Source organism: Mucilaginibacter rubeus (assembly GCF_003286415.2).
In the GTDB taxonomy this organism is placed as follows: Bacteria; Bacteroidota; Bacteroidia; order Sphingobacteriales; family Sphingobacteriaceae; genus Mucilaginibacter; species Mucilaginibacter rubeus_A.
This window is the reverse complement of the sequence record NZ_CP043450.1, coordinates 1,033,469-1,053,734: the sequence shown is the minus strand read 5'-3', so window position 1 is coordinate 1,053,734 and position 20,266 is coordinate 1,033,469. Positions and strand designations below refer to the sequence as shown.

At 43.4% G+C, this 20,266-nt stretch carries 19 protein-coding genes; 6 read left to right on the top strand and 13 right to left on the bottom strand.

Annotated elements, in window-relative coordinates:
- Positions 1-83: 83 nt before the first annotated feature.
- Positions 84-554: a ribonuclease HI gene (rnhA, locus tag DEO27_RS04235; protein WP_112575182.1), complete on the top strand. Its 471-nt coding sequence runs from the start codon at positions 84-86 to the stop codon at positions 552-554.
- Positions 555-751: 197 nt separating this feature from the next.
- On the opposite strand, the gene DEO27_RS04230 is transcribed toward rnhA, so the two are convergent.
- The 5 genes from DEO27_RS04230 to DEO27_RS04210 form a co-directional block, all read right to left on the bottom strand.
- Positions 752-1,243: a metallophosphoesterase family protein gene (locus DEO27_RS04230; RefSeq protein WP_112575180.1), complete on the bottom strand. Its 492-nt coding sequence runs from the start codon at positions 1,241-1,243 to the stop codon at positions 752-754.
- 42 nt (positions 1,244-1,285) lie between these two features.
- A complete protein-coding gene (locus tag DEO27_RS04225) occupies positions 1,286-1,990 on the bottom strand; it encodes a tRNA1(Val) (adenine(37)-N6)-methyltransferase (protein ID WP_112575178.1) in 705 nt (234 codons plus the stop codon).
- A 785-nt stretch (positions 1,991-2,775) separates the two neighbouring features.
- Complete coding sequence (locus DEO27_RS04220; protein WP_112575177.1) at positions 2,776-3,165, bottom strand: VOC family protein; 390 nt, start codon at positions 3,163-3,165, stop codon at positions 2,776-2,778.
- On the bottom strand, positions 3,165-5,387 hold the full coding sequence (purL, locus tag DEO27_RS04215; RefSeq protein ID WP_112575175.1) for a phosphoribosylformylglycinamidine synthase subunit PurL: 2,223 nt from the start codon (positions 5,385-5,387) through the stop codon (positions 3,165-3,167). The genes DEO27_RS04220 and purL overlap by 1 nt, the downstream gene beginning before the upstream one ends.
- A 284-nt stretch (positions 5,388-5,671) precedes the next feature.
- A complete protein-coding gene (locus tag DEO27_RS04210; protein WP_112575174.1) occupies positions 5,672-6,166 on the bottom strand; it encodes a hypothetical protein in 495 nt (164 codons plus the stop codon).
- A 255-nt stretch (positions 6,167-6,421) separates the two neighbouring features.
- On the opposite strand from DEO27_RS04210, the gene DEO27_RS04205 reads away from it, so the two are divergent.
- The gene (locus tag DEO27_RS04205) at positions 6,422-6,934 is read left to right on the top strand and encodes a hypothetical protein (RefSeq protein WP_112575173.1); all 513 of its coding nucleotides are present in this window, start codon (positions 6,422-6,424) and stop codon (positions 6,932-6,934) included.
- A gap of 3 nt (positions 6,935-6,937) precedes the next feature.
- Here the strand turns inward: DEO27_RS04205 and DEO27_RS04200 are convergent, their stop codons facing one another.
- From DEO27_RS04200 to DEO27_RS04190, 3 genes are all read right to left on the bottom strand, one after another.
- The gene (locus DEO27_RS04200) at positions 6,938-8,434 is read right to left on the bottom strand and encodes an ArnT family glycosyltransferase (protein WP_112575171.1); all 1,497 of its coding nucleotides are present in this window, start codon (positions 8,432-8,434) and stop codon (positions 6,938-6,940) included.
- Positions 8,435-8,664: 230 nt separating this feature from the next.
- Complete coding sequence (locus DEO27_RS04195) at positions 8,665-9,147, bottom strand: SgcJ/EcaC family oxidoreductase (protein WP_112575170.1); 483 nt, start codon at positions 9,145-9,147, stop codon at positions 8,665-8,667.
- Between the two features lie 114 nt (positions 9,148-9,261).
- Positions 9,262-10,569 (bottom strand): serine hydrolase domain-containing protein, encoded by a 1,308-nt coding sequence (locus DEO27_RS04190; protein WP_112575169.1) that lies wholly within the window; start codon positions 10,567-10,569, stop codon positions 9,262-9,264.
- 222 nt (positions 10,570-10,791) lie between these two features.
- On the opposite strand from DEO27_RS04190, the gene bla reads away from it, so the two are divergent.
- The gene (gene bla / locus DEO27_RS04185; protein ID WP_112575259.1) at positions 10,792-11,658 is read left to right on the top strand and encodes a subclass B3 metallo-beta-lactamase; all 867 of its coding nucleotides are present in this window, start codon (positions 10,792-10,794) and stop codon (positions 11,656-11,658) included.
- A 102-nt stretch (positions 11,659-11,760) separates the two neighbouring features.
- Here the strand turns inward: bla and DEO27_RS04180 are convergent, their stop codons facing one another.
- Both DEO27_RS04180 and DEO27_RS04175 read right to left on the bottom strand, forming a co-directional pair.
- Positions 11,761-12,825: a cobalamin-independent methionine synthase II family protein gene (locus DEO27_RS04180; protein WP_112575167.1), complete on the bottom strand. Its 1,065-nt coding sequence runs from the start codon at positions 12,823-12,825 to the stop codon at positions 11,761-11,763.
- A 152-nt stretch (positions 12,826-12,977) separates the two neighbouring features.
- Positions 12,978-13,286, bottom strand: coding sequence for a MarR family winged helix-turn-helix transcriptional regulator (locus DEO27_RS04175; RefSeq protein ID WP_112575165.1), 309 nt, complete (start codon positions 13,284-13,286; stop codon positions 12,978-12,980).
- 110 nt (positions 13,287-13,396) lie between these two features.
- Between DEO27_RS04175 and DEO27_RS04170 the strand changes: the two genes are divergently transcribed.
- Complete coding sequence (locus DEO27_RS04170; protein ID WP_112575163.1) at positions 13,397-14,965, top strand: M81 family metallopeptidase; 1,569 nt, start codon at positions 13,397-13,399, stop codon at positions 14,963-14,965.
- A gap of 112 nt (positions 14,966-15,077) precedes the next feature.
- Here DEO27_RS04170 and DEO27_RS04165 read toward each other — a convergent pair whose 3' ends face one another.
- Positions 15,078-15,683, bottom strand: coding sequence for a DUF5683 domain-containing protein (locus DEO27_RS04165; protein ID WP_112575161.1), 606 nt, complete (start codon positions 15,681-15,683; stop codon positions 15,078-15,080).
- Positions 15,684-15,882: 199 nt separating this feature from the next.
- Between DEO27_RS04165 and DEO27_RS04160 the strand changes: the two genes are divergently transcribed.
- Entirely contained in the window at positions 15,883-16,338 is a 456-nt protein-coding gene (locus tag DEO27_RS04160) for a GNAT family N-acetyltransferase (RefSeq protein WP_112575159.1), read from the top strand.
- Positions 16,339-16,580: 242 nt separating this feature from the next.
- Here DEO27_RS04160 and DEO27_RS04155 read toward each other — a convergent pair whose 3' ends face one another.
- Both DEO27_RS04155 and DEO27_RS04150 read right to left on the bottom strand, forming a co-directional pair.
- The gene (locus DEO27_RS04155; RefSeq protein ID WP_112575157.1) at positions 16,581-17,114 is read right to left on the bottom strand and encodes a hypothetical protein; all 534 of its coding nucleotides are present in this window, start codon (positions 17,112-17,114) and stop codon (positions 16,581-16,583) included.
- Positions 17,115-17,230: 116 nt separating this feature from the next.
- Positions 17,231-18,067: an energy transducer TonB gene (locus tag DEO27_RS04150; RefSeq protein ID WP_112575155.1), complete on the bottom strand. Its 837-nt coding sequence runs from the start codon at positions 18,065-18,067 to the stop codon at positions 17,231-17,233.
- Between the two features lie 807 nt (positions 18,068-18,874).
- On the opposite strand from DEO27_RS04150, the gene DEO27_RS04145 reads away from it, so the two are divergent.
- Positions 18,875-20,185 carry an ammonium transporter gene (locus tag DEO27_RS04145; protein ID WP_112575152.1) on the top strand — a complete coding sequence of 437 codons (1,311 nt, stop codon included), beginning with the start codon at positions 18,875-18,877 and terminating at the stop codon, positions 20,183-20,185.
- The last annotated feature ends 81 nt before the right edge of the window (positions 20,186-20,266 follow it).

The following is a 20,266-nucleotide window of genomic DNA, read 5'->3' as shown; positions in this document are numbered from 1 at the left end:
GGGGAGTTCTCTTCCTGTTTGCTTAACAAAACTATTTATTGTTCCCCCTTTAGGGGGTTAGGGGGCTTTACTATATTTGCGTCATGATCGAAATTTTTACAGACGGGGCTTCAAGTGGTAATCCGGGACCGGGTGGTTATGGTGTGATATTGCGTTCGGGACAGCATTACAAAGAGCTATCTGAAGGGTTTCGTAAAACTACCAACAACCGAATGGAACTGTTGGCAGTTATCAAAGGACTGGAGGCGTTGAAAGCCCCCAACCAGGATGTCATGATCTTTTCCGACTCTAAATATGTGATTGATGCTATCGAAAAACGCTGGGTTAACGGCTGGGTAGCAAAAGGCTTTGTGGGTAAAAAAAACAAAGACCTGTGGATGCGCTATTTAGAGATAAGCAAAATTCATAAAATTAAATTTACCTGGGTGCGCGGCCATAACGGTCACCCGGAAAATGAGCGCTGTGATCAACTGGCAGTAGCAGCAGGTAAACGTCCTCCCCTGCTTATCGACTCTGTTTTTGAGGCTGAGAATGCCAGGGCTGGAATGATGTAATCTAATCACAAATTTACTTACATAGCCCTAATGTCATCGACGAACAGAATGAGAAATGCGCGGTAGCTGTGAGGAGAAATCCTATACGCCCTGCTTTAAGCCATTCATTGTTGCATTACAAAGCGTATAAGATTTCTCTTTCGCCCCAGTACTCAAATCCATCCGGCTCTATCGAAATGACATTTTTTGTATTTTTTCTATCCTGCAAGTTCTATAATCTGCAGGTCCTGGATTTTATCACCATCGATATTAAACCTTAACAGGGTACGTACTTTATGCCAGCCTTGCTTGCCGGCCGCACCGGGGTTCATGTGCAGGCAATTGATCTTTTTATCGAACATCACTTTTAAGATATGCGAATGCCCGGTGATAAACAGTTTTGGCGGATTGCTATAAATTTCGGCTTTGATATTCTGGCTGTATCTACCGGGGTAGCCACCAATGTGGGTCATCCATACCTCCACTTCTTCGCATTTAAAGCGCAAATGCTCGGGATAAACTATTCTTACATCCTTATCATCAATATTACCGTAAACACCTCTTAAGGGCTTAAAGGCTGCCAGTTTATCTGCCAGTTCGATGGTACCGAAATCACCCGCGTGCCAGATCTCGTCGCAATTTTCAAAGTGTTTAAAAACGGCATCGTCGAGGTAACTGTGGGTATCGGAAATAAGGCCTATTCGGGTCATGGGGTTAAAGATAGCTGTAAGAGGTGAGAACTATGCCGGAGATTAAAATATCGTCAGGAAATCTTTCAGCACCTCCTGGTATGTTTCCGTGTATACTTTTGGTTCATCGTAAATAACAAACTTATTAGTTATCACATGCACATCGTTTTTCCCGAAAGCAAGTATTTCCCGATGTGCGGCATCATCTTTAAAGGAGTGTACAGTAATTATTTTTTGCAGATGCAGCTTGTGATGCACCGCCAGGTTCTTAACCAAATCAGCGGTATCCACGGGTAATATCAACCAGCTGGTTCCCTGCTCGGCGAGGTGCATTGCTACTATCGATATCAGCTTTTCAAAAAAGCCATCTGCAGCATGCTTGGCCAAATTTGTTTTAATTCCCGGTGATTGCAGGGATTTGATATAAAACGGGGGATTTGATATAATTAGGTCATATCTCTTTTCGGGATAATCTTTAAAAAATTGCTCAAACCCGTTTGCGTAAAGTGTTAGCCTGCTGTCAAAAGGCGATTTGCTGAAATTACCTTTTGCTGTCGTTGCAGCCTGCTCATCAATCTCAACTGCATCAATAACGGCATCTGTGAAGCGCTGAGCCAGCATCAGGGCTATTACGCCTGTTCCGCTACCAATATCAAGTACACTTAACGGCTGGCTTTCGCCGGCCATGGCACCAAGTAATACTCCATCGGTATTTATTTTCATGGCACAGCCGGTTTGGTCAACGCTGAATTGTTTAAAACGAAACATGAGGGCGAAGTTATTGTTTAGGATTAAAAACTTCCCGTTGATAAGGATATAAATATAATTCTACTAAATAACAAGCATCGGCACGCTCATTCGCCGCGGGATGGCTGTTACTTTTGGCTTGGCCCAAAAGTAACCAAAAACCCAAGACAGAAAAAAGCTTCTCCCCACAGGCCATACTCCCTGGCCCGCTTTTCTGTCAGGCCGACGCGCTTTTCCTTTTTTAATAACATGTCATTGTGAGGCACGAAGCAATCTCGTAGCTATACAGAGCGGCTATGCTTCCGTGCGATTGCTTCGTGCCTCGCAATGACATGGTTTTAAGTTGCTTTCTTCTCTATTCAACTATTTTACTTCCGACTCTTGCTGTCTTGATTCTCACAATCTTGTTTCCTGACTCTTGTCATCTTGTTTCCTGACTCTTACAGTCTTACCTCTTTCCCCTCTTCGTCAGCAGTTAAGCTTAGGGTGAAAGCGGGTAGAACAATAGTGGGCTGTGCGGCTGCAGGGGCATAGCAAGTTTTTGCAGAGGGCCGGAAACGTGTGGGCGAAGCGGGGCAAAATAATTGCAGCCCGTGGTTCTACTCAGTTTGCAGGGCAAAGGCCAAGCAAAGGCATGTGGGTTGGCCGGTGCGGCAAAGAAGCCTATCTGCTGACTTGATTTTTTGGTTCTTTTGTATCAAGACAAAAGAACAAAGCCACCCCGCGGCAATTGAGCGGGCCAATGATTGTTAATACCTATAAAAGCTATTTAAAACGAAGCAGACTTGTCCGTGAGGGGGGCGAAATTAAATCTCATACAATTCCAACGGCAAACCGTCCGGATCTGCAAAAAAAGTGAAACGCTTCCCGGTGAACTCATCTACACGAATAGGCTCCACATCTACACCAAAAGATGAAATATGTGCTACGGCCTCATCCAAATCATCAACTTCGAAAGCTAAATGACGCAGACCTGCCGCTTCGGGACGCGACGGACGTGCAGGCGGATCGGGAAAAGAGAAAAGCTCGATCTGGTAGAGGTTGCCCACTTCCAGATCAAGCTTGTATGATTGTCGTTGTTCACGATAAACCTCGCGAACTATTTTTAAGCCGAGTACTTCGGTATAAAACTGTTTAGATTTTGCGTAATCCGAACAGATGATAGCTATATGATGTACCCGGTTAAGTTTTAACATTATTCGCCTAAAATACCGTGAAGAATGTTTGCGTGAACCATTTTCAGATCGGTAACATGACCAAAGGCTTCTTCATCAACAGTTAAAGCGCCATTGGTTACGGTACCCAACAGGGTAAATTCAACCTCGCTGGTAGCCATTACCTCAACAAAACGCTCCTGCTCTTCAGGGGCAACACTCACTACTACCCTGCCTTGTGCTTCGCCGAATAAGAAAGCATCTTTACGGATACTATCGTCAGAAGCGATCTCGAAACCAAGACCGTTAGGCATTGATGACTCTAACAACGCGATGTATAAACCACCATCAGCAACGTCATGAGCCGATTCAACTACTTTGTGTTTGATCAGTTCCTTAACAGTTTGCTGCATATCGTATTCTTTATCGATATCGAAATGCGGAGCAGGCGCTTTGGTTATTTTATGCCATGAAGCAAGGTATTGTGATGACGCGATATCATTAACCGATTCGCCAATCAGATAGATCATGTCGCCCGGTTGTTTAAAGTCGGCAGTCATAATATTATCAACGTTGTCCATTACACCCAGCATACCAATAGTTGGCGTAGGGAATACCGAGCCACCATCTGCAGACTGGTTATAGAAACTTACGTTACCACCGGTAACAGGAGTTTCAAACTTACGGCAAGCATCGCCCATACCTTTAATAGCGCTTACAAACTGCCAGTAAACTTCAGGAATGTAAGGGTTACCAAAGTTTAAGCAATTGGTAATGGCCACAGGCTCGCCACCGGCGCAGGTAATGTTACGTGCAGCTTCGGCAACAGCAATGGCAGTACCTTTGTAAGGGTCAGCATATACGTAGCGCGAGTTACAGTCGGTAGTTAATACAATGGCTTTGTCGGTGTCTTTAACGGCAACAACGGCAGCATCACATGAGCGATTGGCAGTCATAGTTTGCACACCTACCATGCTATCGTACTGGTCGGTTACCCAACGTTTTGAAGCGATATTAGGGTGACCAACCAAATGCTCGGCAACCTCAACGAGGTTTGCAGGCTCGGCAACATCGTCGATGTTAAATTTCTGGTTTTCGGCAAAGTAAGCAGGCTCGCGGTATTCGCGTTGGTAAACCGGGGCACCACCACCTAACACCAGGTCATCGGCAGGTACGTCGGCAACCTTTTCGCCGTGCATAAAGTACTCTAAACGCTGGGTATCGGTAACTTCACCAATAATGGCGCAGTTTAAGTCCCATTTATCAAAAATATCTTCAACCTCTTTTTCGCGACCTTTATGAACCACGATCAGCATACGCTCCTGTGATTCAGAAAGCAGGATCTCGTAAGGTTTCATATTGTCCTGGCGGGTTGGCACTTTATCCAGGTCGATACGCATACCGTGCTCACCTTTGGCGCTCATTTCTGAGTTTGAACAGATGATACCGGCAGCGCCCATATCCTGCATACCAACAACGGCGCCGGTTTTAATAACCTCAAGGGTAGCTTCCAGTAAAAGTTTTTCCTGGAAAGGGTCGCCTACCTGTACGGCAGGAAGGTCGTTCACCGAATCTTCGGTAATATCTTTAGAAGCAAAAGCGGCACCGTGGATACCATCTTTACCTGTAGCCGAACCAACTATATAAACCGGGTTGCCCACACCATATGATGTAGCAGAAACGGTTTCGCCGGCCTTAACAATACCGGCCGACATAGCGTTAACCAGCGGGTTAACATTATAGCAATCGTCAAAAAATAATTCGCCGCCAACAGTTGGGATCCCGAAAGCGTTACCATAGTGGCTGATGCCTTTAACCACACCTTTAACTAACCATTTGGTTTTGTCGAGGCTTAGGTCGCCAAAACGCAGGGAGTTAAGCTGCGCGATAGGCCTTGCGCCCATGGTAAATATATCGCGGTTAATACCGCCCACACCTGTGGCAGCCCCCTGATATGGTTCAAGTGCCGAAGGGTGATTGTGCGATTCGATTTTGAAGGCGCAGCCAATGCCATCGCCAAGGTCAACAAGACCGGCATTTTCTTCACCTGCTTTAGCCAGCATCCGCGGACTATCCTTTGGCAAAGTTTTAAGCCATGTAATTGAATTTTTGTATGAGCAGTGCTCGCTCCACATTACCGAAAAAATAGAAAGCTCGGTAAAGTTGGGCACACGCCCTAATATTTCATTTATACGTGCAAATTCTTCGGGTAAAAGGCCCAGATCTTTAGCGGTTTCAACGGTGGTTAATTCCTGGTGCTCCAATGTAATATTGTTTTATTTGAAAGGATGCGCAAAAGTATGAAAAAAGCCTCGAAAATTAAAGGCGAAAGGTAAAAGGTTAAAGGCGAAAGGTTGGCGCAGAGGGCATGAACAAGGCAAACTTACGAAGTTTCGGAAACTTCGTAAGTTTTTGAGGGGCCGCTACACCTTTCCTTTTGCTGGCACAAGCGTGTTGCACGTGTTCCGTATGTTGAGTGAACGTTCAGTAAGCGATAGATTCGCAAGATTACAAATCTAAGTAATGATGACATTGCATTGATTTCTTATTAAGTAGCATTTTTCGTTGGGTTTCCTGACTCATATGCACTTAAGAGATCATTCAAGATTTGAATCTTTTCTTTGTTCATTGATTGCTCATTACATAATTGGTTAATCATAAGGCCAATATCGTAGAACTGATTATTGGTTGTAACCTTCCCTCTCTCAATTATCGCTTCCACTCGTTTAAAATAGTTATCAAAAACATTAACCTTGTAACCTGTTTTATTATATAGATATCCATTGAAGTTTAAATTACGACCTTCTATGATTGGTTCAGTCAAGTCCCTAAACCATTGTTTTAGCCTCGTGAGTCTACCATGATTATGATGCTCAATGGCCTGGCCTTTCAACCAATCGAAATATTCATTAGAGTCAAAGCTTTCGGTTTTGACTGTAGTTGAAGAATCCGCTAAAAGATAATCTATTGTTGCAAGGACCAGATCGCGAAACTTATTTAATTCGATTATTTTCTCTTCTTTAGTCAGTTTTTGCCCTGGCATTATCGTAAGTCATTTTTCTTGTAAAAGTATCATTCACCTATTCAAAGGGGGATTCACCCCAATTTACAATCAAGATTGTCATTCACCCAACAAATCCTTAATTTTATTCCAACCAATTATTGAACATGCCTTACAACGGCCCCACCCTTCCGTCGCCTGGCACAACGCATAACGGACATGCAGGTCAAGCCAATGAAGGTTTATTAGTATAAAAAGCGCACAACAAGCATCCACTCGCAAACCCCAATTAAACCCATGTCAATATTTATAAAAATAGTATCGACAGCATTGCTTATCATAAGCGCAGGGGATGCTTTTGCCCAGGCCGGCAACCAGTCTCCATCAAACATAAATTCAAAGTTGGTTGTGATTTTCCGGTATAATCCGCACCATAAAAAAGACCATAAGGTTAAAGCCATAGCACTTTTGGCTACTAAATGCTATTACTTTAAAAAAGTACCGCATGTTCAAATAGGCAAACTCTTATCTCCCGAAAACGGTAAATACATAGCCGATGCTGCCATGACCAGTTTCATGAGCAAGCTGACCGCAAAAAATTTCGAAAACATTAAAAAGCAGGACTGCAACTGCGGCGATATTAGTGAAGAAACTTATGTTGTAGAGATCAGCCCCGACGGGCAACCCGGCAACAGAAGGATTTTTTATGTTCCGGTGGTTAATAGCTGCCCGGCCAATTCGCCATGCGCGGTTCTTGGTACTATTACCGATTTCTTTTCAAAACTGAAGAAAAAACAAACTGCAGCTTAGTTATTATTGCTTTCGATTTAGCCTATATATTTTATAGTTATAAATAGTTGTATCAAGAAAATAACGCTGCTGAACAAGCTTAGCCACAAACTGCCGCTGATCGGCGTCAACAAGCTGTTGGTATTCGGCAAACATAGGGATCAGGATCAGTTCTGGTTTATTCTTATTTAAATCCTCATAGAAGCGTTTTTTTGCCAGCGGCGTTCGGTTGATTGAAAAATACGCCGAAGGAGACAACCGTTCAGAATAACATTGTATTTGAGTTCCATAGCTATGCACTAATACCAGATCAGTAGCTTTTGTATGTTGCTTTACCCAGGCTGCAAGCAGTTTACGATCGCCCTCGCCTGGATTAATATAAGGCTCCTGACCATAAACCGGTTTAACTGTTGTTTGACCAGTCAGTATCCGGATATTTTGTACTGGTTCCGACAAGGATGGAAAAAGGATCACAAACAATAGTATAACAACTAAGTAGAGCCTGATACCATATCGCTGCGATAATTGCGATATAGCGATAGCATTGCTGAGGGCTAAAGCAGGCAATACATCTTTTAAATGCACAACATCAAATATGCCAACGAGGCTAACTGCCGCAAAGGACAGGGCCCACCACCAGATCAGCAAATCGGCCTTGCGTTTTAGAAAAACATAAGCTATTAAAAACGGGTATAAAATGGCTATGGGCGAGTAAACAAATTTCTCCAAAAAGTTCTCCAGCTTGTAAGCCAGTGTGTGCGCCGTAGCACTGCCTGCACCAAAATTATCTGCAAAGCCGTATGTCCAAAACTCGCTTATTTTGATTCCAGTAAACAGGCAAAAAATCAATAGCATAATTACAGCGGTTATTACACCGGCAATCAATCCCAATTGATGACCAACCGAACGTTTTTGCTGCAGCCCGGCCAAAAGAATAGCCAGTATACCGAAAGCTGCTGTTATCCGAAAATCAAGCGCGATGCCGGCCCAAAGCCCGGCAACAAACCAACCTTTAAAGTCAGTAGCCGACAAGCTGCGATACACGGCGATGATCAAAAACATCACTTCAAACGTTTCTGTAAAATCGACATATTTACCGCCCGTAGCATGCCATAACAACGAAAGGCCATAAATAGGGATAGACAGGACACCGGCAAACCGCCCGGAAACGGTATCGGCTATTTTAAATACAAAATACAAGCCGGTCATTTCGCAAAAGGTACCAATAAGCCTGGGGAACCAATAATTAGGCCCAAACAGCAGATCAGAGACACCATAAACCAGGAAAATCAATGGTGATTTATTATCGATCCCTCCCGTGTAAGGAACCATGCCATGACGCAGCCAATTCCTGCCGATATAATGCCAGATTGATTCATCGAAGGACAACACAAAACCATTGCTCAGCAGTGTAATGCATAATTGCAACACGCATATAACCCCGATAATAAATAATGGCTGTTGCAGGAACGCAAAAACTCCATCCCAAGAATTGGACGACATATTTTTTGCATTCTTCATCTGCAGAAATATAAGGTTGGGCCTTTCAATTGAAATTCAGGTTACCCTGCAAAGTACTACATTTCGATAAAACTTAAATGTTATCTGCCCAATATATTTTTAGCGTTTGCGTTGATAGTGAGAGAATAAATACACAGCTATTACTCTTAAAAACAAAAACCGGGGCTTCGCCCCGGTTTCTCCCATTAACCAATCATCCCCGCTTGTGGCCCACTTTTAAGAACGGGACTCTATTTTACCCCTTTCTCCAATTTAGCATTTTGCCCGGCAAGTATCTTCCAAACCCCTTCACGTTTTATCAGTACAATAGTTCTCCGAAACTCAAATGTTTCACCAGGATACCTTTCATCACCATCTAAGCCCGTTCGTACATGTGAAATAGCAATATCGGGATACGGATAGCTAATATCTTCAACCGCACGAGTATAGTAATGTGTAAGTTTAAAATAGGTGGTATGCACTTGCCGATAATGAAACTGAATATCATCCCTCCCCTTATAATATGCGCCAAACCAGTTTACCCAGCTGGCATCAACGGTGTAATTATCGGCCAGGCCTTTAGGATCGTGCCGGTTCCAGGCGTCTTCATAATTTTTGATGAGTTGCTTTATTGCCCCGTTTTCTTTTGCAGTATCTATTTGCTGGCTATAAGCCTTAAAGCTAAACAGCCAGCATAGGCCAACTACTATGAATTTGTAACTGTTGATTTTCATATAAAAGCTCCGTTATGAATTAAAAAAAAAGATAAATATGCCCAGCTAATCATCTTAAAACCCGATCAAACAAAAAACCGGGGTCTCCCCCGGCTTCTCCCATTAACTAATTAACTATTTAAGAAACAAATCCTCCGTAGCCCAGGTTGGGTTTTTAGCGAAAGCTTTCCAGAAGATCTGATCCAGATTAGAATCGAAATTGGCTACGAAACTGCGCGTGTTGGTCAGGAACACGAAATTAAATCCATTGTCAAGGCGTGCCTGTTCTGTAGCCGTACCTGGCAAACTCCCCTGGTGAAAATAGTTGTTGCCGGCAATAGCCCAGCCGCATCCATAAGCTGCATTAGCTGTTGATCCGGTATACATGGTGTTCAACGAAGCAGATGTAAGAATATCAGGCCGTACCGGGAATTTATCAATATAAACCAGGAACCGGGCCAGATCTGCAGCGGTAGCCACCCAGCCTCCGTGCGCGTCCATCCGTGTAATATTATAGGCATAAGGGTTTTCGCCCGATTGGCCGTAATAGGTAACTTCTTTTGTTTGCTTATCGGCCAGGGTGTTACCACCAATGGTCATATCTGTAATTCCGATAGGTGTTAAAACCAATGTTTTTACAGCTTCGGCATAGGTTTGCCCTGTAATTTTTTCTATTACTCGTCCTAATATGCAGTAGCCAAAATTGGAGTAATCATAGTTAGAGCCCGGTACATGGTCAAGCGGACGGTTATCTAAAGTCCAGGTAATGAGTTCGGCGGTGGTCATGGTTGGGTTACTGAACATGGGGTCGTTCACCGAATTGCCCCAACCGCCGGAGGTATGGTGTAGCAATTCATCAACCGTAATATCGGTAATGTGCAAGCCATAGGCTTTGGTACCATAAGTTTTACCCAAAATAGCGCCATCGCCAAATACTTTGTCCGACAGTTTTATCTTACCCTGGTCAAGCAATTTCATAATAGCAACAGCCGTAAACTGCTTTGAACAGCTGGCTAAACGGTACCGGTCGCTGATAACGGCTTTGGTCCCCTTTGATTTATCGCTTACGCCGTAAGCTTTCAGATAAACCAGTTTTTCGCCTTTAGTAATTGCTACAGACACCGCAGGTACATTATAAGTAGTCATAAATGTGTTTACCTCATCATCCAAAGCGGCAACAGCAACTTTGCTTGGCGTTAGGGTATCTATCACGGTTCCGGTACCCGTTCCTGTACCTGTTCCAGTTCCCGTGCCGGTACCCGTTCCGGTACCTGTGCCAGTTCCTGTATGGGTGGTGTCTGTTCCGGTGGTAGTTTTAGTTACAGCGGGCGAGTCCTTTTTGCAGGCGGCAAAAAATAACAGACCCACAACAGCAATTAGCCGGTTAATTTTTAACAGATTGAGCTTTGCGCTGCAAACTCGGGGTTGATAAGTGTTTTTCATAGGTATTTAATAGATATCAGGTTTAGAATTGAATATCAAATCAATAGCACCAAACGTTACCATCTCTGGCTACAACGCTGATGCTATTATCTTACAAAAAAAGGGCACCGGATAAAAAAACACTTACGCGTATGTTGCAAATGCTTTCGATTTTGTTGCATTTTTATTGCGGCATACGTTATTGTACTTGTGTTTACAGATAAACAACCTTTAAAATCTAAAATGAAACGAACGCTTTTCCTGCTATTTTTTCTTTGTAGCGCATTAATTATTCAGGCGCAAAGTGTAGTTGAGCCATCTGCAGAAAAGCATCCCGAATGGACACAGCCATTTCCGCCTTTTCAAATTGCCGGCAATCTTTACTATGTAGGCACTACCGATCTGGCCTGTTATCTCATCACTACATCAGCGGGCAACATCCTGATCAATACCGGGCTGGCATCGTCCGAAACACAGATCATAGCAAATATCAAGGCCTTGGGTTTTAATATCTCAAACACAAAAATCCTGCTGACAACGCAGGCTCACTTTGATCATATGGGCGCTATGGCGGCAATAAAGAAAATAACAAAAGCTAAAATGATGGCAGACGAAGGCGACGCGGCAGTAATAGCCGACGGAGGCCTTTCTGATTATGATCTTAAAGGCGATGTGCGCACATTCGCGCCAGTAAAAGTAGACCGTATTTTACACAATGGCGATATCGTTAAATTGGGCAACATGAAGCTCACCATGCTTCACCATCCCGGCCATACAAAAGGTTCGTGCAGTTATTTATTTGATGTAAAAGATAATAAACGCGGCTACAGGGTTTTGATAGCAAATATGCCCACGATTGTTACCGATAAAAAATTCACAGATCTACCTTCTTATCCAAATATCGCTAAAGATTATGCTTATACACTGAAGGCAATGAAAGGCTTAAAATTTGATATCTGGCTGGCCTCCCATGGCATCCAATTCAACCTCCTTAGCAAACATAAACCAGGCAGCCCTTATAATCCTATGGCTTTTGCCGATAAGAAGAATTATTACGATGAAATAGCCGAACTGCAGACAGAGTACGATAAGAAAATGGAGGTAAAGTAATTGGCGGGGATCAGGTGTTTCTGCTTTATATACTTATCCCATAGCAATCAAAAGCCGATCAATTTGACCGGCCTTTAAATAAAAATACAAATTCCAAATATGTTACCCCGCCAACACCTTTTCAGCCAGCTTGGTCCCTTCTACCCTTGCGCGGATCTTAGCAAAGGCTACCTCCCTTGCAGTTGAAGTATCGTCACCAAACGGCGAAAATCCGCAATCATCTGTTGTGCCCAATTGCTGAATGGGGATGATCTGCGCGGCCTCCAGTATCAGGTCGCTTATCTCTTCCGCGGTTTCTACTTTGGGGTTAATAACGTCAGTAACGCCGAGGAAAACGCGCTGGCCGGTGCCAAGGTTTTCTTTTATGGCATTGAGTACTGTTTTCTTATCCTTTTCGGCCGCATACTCCAGGTAAAAATTACCAGCGTGGAGCTTGAACAACAGTGGCAACAATTCACTGTAAGGAATATCGGCACTGTGAGTTGAGTCGTGATCACCGCCGGGACAGGTGTGTACACCTATCTTCTTTTGCTCTTCGGCAGTAAAATGATCAAGTACTTTATTATTGAGATCGATAAATGCCGAGAGCAGCTGTTTGCTCGGATCCAGCTTAATAGCCAGGCGGGCTTCGGTAAAATCAATTTGTACATTATAAGCGCCACTATCAAGACATGAGCGGATATCATAGGCCGCGTCATTCACCAAATCTGTAAGAAACTGGTCGCGCGAGTAGCCGTCAATTCCTTCCTGAGGATAAAGCAGGCTCATGGCCGAGCAGGATATAACCGCTTGCTTTACCGGTAATGTGGCATATTTTTTTGCACGGCTCAAGTATGAGTTTGCAAAAGTGGTATAATGAAAAGGCCCGCCGGTTAGTTTGGGTAACTGACGGGTATGCCCGTCGGCAAAAGGGATCACCACGCCATCGGCAGCAAAATTTTTGAAACCCTGCATGGGATAGGTAACGAAGCTTGGTTTTGATTGCTCACCATCGCTAATAACAGGCGAACCGGTAGCTTCCAGCTGCTTAATGGTTTCGCGGGTAGCCTGATCAAACAGGTTATCTAATTCATCGGCTTTAATTTGCCCGCCGGCAAAGGCGGTCATGGCTTGTTGTAAGTAAACCGGGCGCGGAATGCTCCCGATAGGCTCAGTTTGTATTTTCATAAATATAGGTTAAGATTGATTCATAAAGTTAATAACTTAAACCTATGGTAAAACATTAGGGATAAATAAATTACTAAAATATCAGATCTTTACCGACCGAAGTTAATACTGACTTAGCCCGCAATATGATCTTCATTGCCATCACCAAAATTTTAGTAAAACTCGATGATCCTGTTCAAAACATTTATAGTGGTTTCAAGATCCTTTTCGCCAACCAGATTTTTATAGATATTGCTCAAATTAAATACATCCTGGTTTGCTTCCGGTAAAAACTGCTTGCCACTTTTGGTTAGCATTAATATATCGCTTCTTTTATCAGCGCTGTTGGCAACACTGGTAATCATACCGTTCTCTTCCAACTTGTGTATGGTACGGCTCATATTTTGTTTGGAGAGCATCGCAAGTCGCGATAGCTCGGTCATGGTGATCCCAGCAACAGTTACATTACAGATTACAGGCATTTCCCTGCACTTTCACGCAACCCTGCTAATATGTTATTTATTGCTTCAGCAGGTAAACTAAAAATATTCCTTATTTTTAGCAGACATCACCTGTTTATACCACATTGCTAATGAAATCAGCACGTTTATTTTGCTTAACCCTATTCATTTGCCTGTCATCTTGTTTAACCAGCGCGCAAGCACCCAAAGCAAACAAACAAATCCCCCGGATAGCCATAGCGGGTTTGGCCATTGAGTCGAGCACATTTTCACCAGCACTTACTGATGAGGCGGCTTTTCATGCCAAATACGGCGCGGATGTTTTCAGCTCCTACCCTTTTATGGCTGCAGATTCGCCGCTGTGCAAAAAAGCCCGTTGGTTTCCTACGGTGGTTGGCAAATCATTGCCTGGCGGGGCGGTTACGAGGGCGGCCTATGAATCGCTGGTGAATAAAACGCTTGATTCGCTAAAAAAACACCTCCCTTATGACGGTCTTTACTTTGATATTCATGGCGCTATGAGCGTTGTTGGCCTTGATGACCCTGAAGGGGATTTTATTGTGCGGATAAGAAAAGTGATTGGTTATAAAACCATGATCTCCACGTCAATGGACCTGCACGGTAATGTTTCCTGGCGACTGGCCCAAAATTCTGACCTGATCACCTGCTATCGTATGGCCCCTCATGAGGATGCCATGCAAACCAAACAACGTGCAGTACAAAACCTTATCGACAGGATTGAAAGCAGTAAAGGCAAGCCTGCTTATAAGGCATATATATCTGTGCCCATTTTACTCCCTGGCGAAAAAACAAGCACCCGCGTTGAACCGGGTAAAAGCTTATATAAACAGGTAGCTCCCGCAGCGGTACAAAGTGGCATTACCGATGCCGCCATTTGGATTGGCTACGCCTGGGCCGACGAGCCACGCAACCATGCTGTAGTAATGGTTACCGGCGATGATAAAGAAAAAGTAACCCATACTGCCGAGCAGCTGGCCCAAAGTTTTTGGGATGTTCGCAACCAATTTGAATTTGTAGCGCCAACCGGTACATTAACCGAATGCCTGGATAAAGCCATAGCCAGCCCTAAACATCCTTTTTATATCAGCGATTCGGGCGATAACCCTACCGCCGGTGGTGCAGGCGATGCCACCTGGACGCTGACGCAGATCCTTGCCCGGCCGGAATTTAAAGCAGCGAACGGGCCTTCGCTGCTTTATGCGTCTATCCCTGCGCCCGAACTCATCAAAAGTGCCATTGCCGCCGGCGTGGGCAATCATGTAGAAGGCTATGCCGGCGCGGCAGTCGACAACCGTTTTGCGCCGCCAGTGAAGCTATCCGGCACTGTGGAGTCTATTGTATCTGGTGATAAGGATGCCGAAGTTGAGGCTGTAATAAAAGTTGGCAGCGTTCATGTTATCATCACCCAAAAACGGAAGCCTTACCATAAAGAGATAGATTTTACACGTCTTGGCCTTAACCCGCGTACGGCCGATATTGTAGTTGTAAAAATAGGCTACCTCGAACCCGAGCTATATGCCATGCGTGCCGACTGGCTGTTGGCCATTACGCCGGGCGGTGTAGATCAAAATATCGAACGCCTACCCTACCACCGCATTCAGCGGCCGATGTTCCCGCTGGACAAAGACATGAAAGATCCGGATTTGAAAGCTAAGCTGGTGCCCTTGTCTGATAAATAAGATGAGCGCCTTTTATCGCGATAACCCAAAACGGGAAATATTCGGCCATGGTTTCAACACAATCCTTGTACAACGAGATATTGCGGGGAATGGTGGCCAATAAAAGTAAACTTTAAAATGCAGAAACAACTTTAATACAGGGCACAAAGCTATATACCCGTCCGCCCTGAACATATAGCTGCGGATTTAGTATGCCGGGAGTTATTTTTATCGACAAGTTATTATCCACGGTGTATGAGTGGATCATCTTAGCATCAATATAGGCGTCAATTGCCTGTATCCCCCATATTCCTAAAATGCTAATGATACATATATCCCGGTTACGCCTTGCGTTTTCACGCGCCGATGCCAAAATGCCATCACTAACATAATTTTCCGGGCTACTATACCTTATATATTCTGAATAATAGGGATCTCCCTTTTTTGGAGGACCGGCGTTACGATAACGTGATAGTGTAAGATATTCGTGATAATATTGCTGATTGTGAATGGTGTTGATCACCAAAGCGCTGAGTCCACCGTAAATAAGCGGGATTTTCCAGGCCCGATGATTATACGCCTGCCCCCAGCCCGGCAACATCAACGAACGGGTCACGGCCTTATGGGCTGAATGAGCACTGTCAGGATGATAAATTTTCTCTTTTACTATACCGGTTTGCGCAAAAGTTGCGGATAGATAGCAGGTAAAAGCGCTGCAAAAAAACAGGATTTTATACATTACAGATCACCAATTTTATGATAAGGAGGCTAAAGACTGTGCTTGATCGCTAAGTGATCAACCACATCTCCTCGCCGGGTTGCAGGTTTACTAACGGAGAAAAGCATATTTTAATATAGGCCGAACGGTTAAGGGGCAGAATTATGCAAGTTTAAATTACATTCATGGCCGGTTGCGCAATTACCGTACTTTTACCGCGATGGAAACAGTTACCCTAAAAAGAACAAACAGCGATAATCCCGATTTCAGAGTCCTTGTTACCAAGCTTGATGCAGATCTCCGTAGTCGTAATGGCGATATGATGGATTTTTATGACCATCATAACATTATCGAAAAAAATGACACCATAGTTATTGCCTATATAGATGATACGCCTGCCGGTTGTGGTTGCTTTAAACCTTTTGATCAGGAATCGATAGAGGTTAAAAGAATGTTTGTTGAGCCCGATGCAAGGGGAAACGGCATCAGTAAAATAGTTTTAAACGAACTGGAAAGCTGGGCCCGCGAAATCGGTTTTAAGTTTGCAGTCCTCGAAAGCGCCAGCAAGCAGATTGAAGCACATAACCTGTACCACAAATCGGGATATGAACGTATCGAGAACTATGCCCCATATGTTGATTTACCGTATAGCTTCTGCTTTAGGAAAACGTTGTAATGCAAGCTGATTTTAGTTTAACGTGAATTAGGGATAAAGAAAATCTCAATTTAATACAAAATGTCATTTCGATAGAGCAGGGCGGGAAAGAGTGTGGGGCGAAAGAGAAATCTTCTACACCCTGCAAAACCAATACGCATAACTCAATGGCATGGCGTAGAAGATTTCTCCTCACTCCTCCCCGCACAATCCTTTCAGGTTCGTTCGAAATGACATCGGAATTTTATTATTGTAAACTCATATCAATTTAAAATGATCTGGGGCAGATCATAGCGCCGGGACATATCATCAATAAAAAGCTTTTCAATTAAGGTGTTCAAGTATTTGGCGTCGGCTTCGGCCATGGGGAAGGTCATGTTGTAAATTTCAAAGGGTGTGTTATCAACCTGCTTGTATGAGCCAAAGCTGCACAATATGCAACCCGGGTTGGGTTTATATAAACTGTGGCTGATAATTAGCCGACTCTGCAGCCTTTTAATAATATACCTTGTTTTAAACAGTCCATAATCGCGCTGGTAACTAACGGAGCGTGTATTAATGATGAGGTTTTCCCATCCAAAAAAATTCCATAATGAATATTTAGCCAGTAACACAAATAGCAGCCCGAAACAGATAACCATTCCCGGAATATGCCATACAACACCCAAACCAATAACTGTTAAAATAAGCAGGTTGGCAAAAACAAGAGCCAGTTTACCTATAAACGAATTACTTACGTTTACGGAAACATAAACGCATATACCGTCGCTGAAAATTTCAGATTTAGGCTGATTCATTGTTTTTATAACTGGTAATGCTAAGATACAAAAAAGCCCTGCTTTTGCAGGGCTAAAACACAGTCAGCAACTCTAACACACACACTTAATTAAAAATTATAGCAGAAACTTATTACCTATTCTTCTGTCGCTAACTGAAAGCTTATTGGGATACTATATCTAACACGCACATTCTGCCCGTTTTGCACGCCTGGTTTCCAGGCTTTGGCCAGTTTTAGCACACGGGTCGCCTCTTCATCAAAACCATAACCGGCGCCACGGTCAACTTTAATATTTGAAAGTGTGCCGTCTTTTTCAATAATAAAACTCATAAACACCTTGCCCGACACCCCTGCATCCTGAGCAGCCCCCGGAAAACGCAGGTTTTTCTGTAAAAACTTGGCCCAGGCAGCAGCTCCACCCACAGGTTCGGGCATTACTTCAAGCGCGTCGCCGATTGTATGAACACCATTATCCTCGGTAACAGGTGGCCCTCCAGGCCCTTCGTCTTTACCTTCAAGAGCCTGAGTGGGTGGCCCATCTCCTTTAACAGTTTCTGAACCCACCGCATTTTTATTAAGATCGGCTATTGTTGGCGGTTCAGTCGGCACATCTTCGGGCACAACGTGCGGCGTTGTATACTTAATGGTAGGGCTTGGCGTTGAAGCCTTAACCGGTTCAGCCGGCTGAGTTTTCTGAGGCTCTACTACCCTGTCTTCCTTTTTTGGAGGCGGAGGTATTTTCGTAAGATCAACCGTGATCATACCTACCGAATCTTTAGCTTTTGGCTTTGCTTTAAAAACGATAGTAGCAATTGATAAAACAGCTACAGCACCAAACGCCATGGCCATAGCCTTAGTTAACGTTTTTGAATAAGTGCTACGCAATTCATATGCGCCATAATTTTTGTTGCGATGGTCAAATACAAGGTCGAGCCACTCGGCATTGTACAAATCAAATTTGGTGATAAGCATATTTTCGGAATTAAATTTTATTAATAACGAGTATACTTATATTATATTTTGTAAAAAGTAGAAATATTTCAAAATAATTCTGTCTAATTTTTCATCTGATTTTCATCTTCTATAAAACCAGACATAATCCATAAAAAGATTAAAAAATCATTCAACAAAACCTTTTTTATCCCATAAAATAAAAAAATCATCAATAAAAGTTGACTTTAAAAGCATTTTAAACAATCAAATCACAAAAAATTTAAAATTTTTCAAAAAAAACTATCAATTATTTACAGTTTTTATTACTTTTAGATATGGTTAACAGGCTTTACAAACTTATTGCCTTATTTTTTCTACTCTTTTACGGATTTACCGCATCCGCAAAGGGTGGATTATACCATTATTACCACAAAAGCACTAAAAAAACCACTGTATCTGCAACAGTACCGCATCATAACCCGTTTAATTTAGAGTTTGTACTTAATAATGTACCCGCTCCGGTTATTAATGTACAGCAACACAGGGGTGCGCACTCTTTACAGGCGTTTGTAGCAACGCCCGGCAGTTACACAATTAGATTTAAGTACCTTGATTTTAATTGCGGATTGGATACAAGCAAATTGTCCCAGCTCCGCAAACTCATCCTTTTTCCGTTTCACGACTTTTGGTAGGCTAAAAAACAATTCCCAACCCACATGCCCTGATTAAGCATGAGGGATTATTGTTTTTTAAAAAATTTAGTTTTAATACTGTCCGGTGTTTTTGATTGGACACCGGACAGTATTATTCAAACCTTCATTTTTTTTCCTCCCTTAAACCCGAAACATGAAAAAATTCATACCTTTTGGCATACTTTTAATTGTAATTGTATTAGCCCTTATATATCCTTCAGTTACCCTTACAACCGTTAAAGACAGCAAAATTGATTCTGGCGATACCGCCTGGCTATTAGTAAGTACCGCCCTTGTATTGATCATGACCCCTGGTCTGGCGTTTTTTTATGGCGGTATGGTAAGCAAAAAAAACGTACTATCAACCATGCTGCAAAGCTTTGTTTGTATGGGCGTAATTACCGTTATATGGGTAATATTTGGCTTTAGCCTTGCCTTCGGCGAAGATGAGTTTGGCGGCTTTATTGGCAACCCCGGCACTTTCTTTATGATGAAAGGCACGTTAGGCAACGCCACCTGGGAACTTGCCCCAACAATTCCACTGGTGCTATTCGCTATGTTCCAGTTAAAATTCGCGGTTATTACCCCCGCCCTTATCACCGGCGCTTTTGCCGAAAGGATCCGCTTTAACTCTTACGTAATTTTCCTTTGCCTGTTCATGATCTTCATATATGCCCCATTAGCTCACGCTACCTGGCATCCAAAAGGCTTCCTTTTCGGAAAAGGCGTACTTGACTTTGCCGGCGGTACCGTAGTACACATGAGCGCTGGCTGGGCAGCTTTGGCATCAGCTATATACTTAAAAGGCCGTAACGAGACTTCACACAATCCGGCCCGTATCAGCTACGTACTATTAGGTACAGGCTTATTATGGTTCGGCTGGTTTGGCTTCAATGCAGGCTCTGCATTAGGCTCAGGTACTTTAGCGGCAACCGCTTTGGCAACAACCACTACAGCATCTGCGGCGGCAGCTATGGCCTGGATGTTCTTTGATATCCTTCGCGGTAAAAAACCAGGTGTATTAGGTGCTTGTATTGGTGCGGTTGTAGGTTTAGTAGCTATTACCCCGGCAGCAGGCTTTGTAACTATCCCCCACTCTTTAATTATTGGTATAGTAGCCGCTGTAGTGAGCAACCTGGTTGTGATCTGGAGAACAAAAACCAGCATCGACGATACACTTGACGTATTCCCTTGCCATGGCGTAGGCGGTATGGTTGGTATGCTTTTAACCGGCGTATTCGCGCACCAGAATGTTAATGCAGGTAACACTACCGGCAATGGTTTATATTATGGCGAAACACACCTTTTCATCATTCACTTAATTACATTAATTGGCGTATCAGCCTTCGCTTTCTTCGGTTCATTCATTTTATTAAAGATCACCGACATGATCAGCACATTACGTGTAACCCCTGAAGAAGAGCTTGCAGGTTTGGATATCAGCCAGCACGACGAGGAGCTATAATCAACTCCTATCCCCTAACTGATTAAACTCAATTAACAACATAAAAAATAAGCCGCACCTTTTACAAGGTGCGGCTCTTTT

Bases quoted from the DNA above. Each gene is read 5' to 3' on its own strand.
- rnhA (WP_112575182.1), top strand. From the start codon at position 84: ATGATCGAAATTTTTACAGACGGGGCTTCAAGTGGTAATCCGGGACCG.
- DEO27_RS04230 (WP_112575180.1), bottom strand. From the start codon at position 1,243: ATGACCCGAATAGGCCTTATTTCCGATACCCACAGTTACCTCGACGAT.
- DEO27_RS04225 (WP_112575178.1), bottom strand. From the start codon at position 1,990: ATGTTTCGTTTTAAACAATTCAGCGTTGACCAAACCGGCTGTGCCATG.
- DEO27_RS04220 (WP_112575177.1), bottom strand. From the start codon at position 3,165: ATGTTAAAACTTAACCGGGTACATCATATAGCTATCATCTGTTCGGAT.
- DEO27_RS04210 (WP_112575174.1), bottom strand. From the start codon at position 6,166: ATGCCAGGGCAAAAACTGACTAAAGAAGAGAAAATAATCGAATTAAAT.
- DEO27_RS04205 (WP_112575173.1), top strand. From the start codon at position 6,422: ATGTCAATATTTATAAAAATAGTATCGACAGCATTGCTTATCATAAGC.
- DEO27_RS04200 (WP_112575171.1), bottom strand. From the start codon at position 8,434: ATGAAGAATGCAAAAAATATGTCGTCCAATTCTTGGGATGGAGTTTTT.
- DEO27_RS04195 (WP_112575170.1), bottom strand. From the start codon at position 9,147: ATGAAAATCAACAGTTACAAATTCATAGTAGTTGGCCTATGCTGGCTG.
- DEO27_RS04190 (WP_112575169.1), bottom strand. From the start codon at position 10,569: ATGAAAAACACTTATCAACCCCGAGTTTGCAGCGCAAAGCTCAATCTG.
- bla (WP_112575259.1), top strand. From the start codon at position 10,792: ATGAAACGAACGCTTTTCCTGCTATTTTTTCTTTGTAGCGCATTAATT.
- DEO27_RS04180 (WP_112575167.1), bottom strand. From the start codon at position 12,825: ATGAAAATACAAACTGAGCCTATCGGGAGCATTCCGCGCCCGGTTTAC.
- DEO27_RS04175 (WP_112575165.1), bottom strand. From the start codon at position 13,286: ATGCCTGTAATCTGTAATGTAACTGTTGCTGGGATCACCATGACCGAG.
- DEO27_RS04170 (WP_112575163.1), top strand. From the start codon at position 13,397: ATGAAATCAGCACGTTTATTTTGCTTAACCCTATTCATTTGCCTGTCA.
- DEO27_RS04165 (WP_112575161.1), bottom strand. From the start codon at position 15,683: ATGTATAAAATCCTGTTTTTTTGCAGCGCTTTTACCTGCTATCTATCC.
- DEO27_RS04160 (WP_112575159.1), top strand. From the start codon at position 15,883: ATGGAAACAGTTACCCTAAAAAGAACAAACAGCGATAATCCCGATTTC.
- DEO27_RS04155 (WP_112575157.1), bottom strand. From the start codon at position 17,114: ATGAATCAGCCTAAATCTGAAATTTTCAGCGACGGTATATGCGTTTAT.
- DEO27_RS04150 (WP_112575155.1), bottom strand. From the start codon at position 18,067: ATGCTTATCACCAAATTTGATTTGTACAATGCCGAGTGGCTCGACCTT.
- DEO27_RS04145 (WP_112575152.1), top strand. From the start codon at position 18,875: ATGAAAAAATTCATACCTTTTGGCATACTTTTAATTGTAATTGTATTA.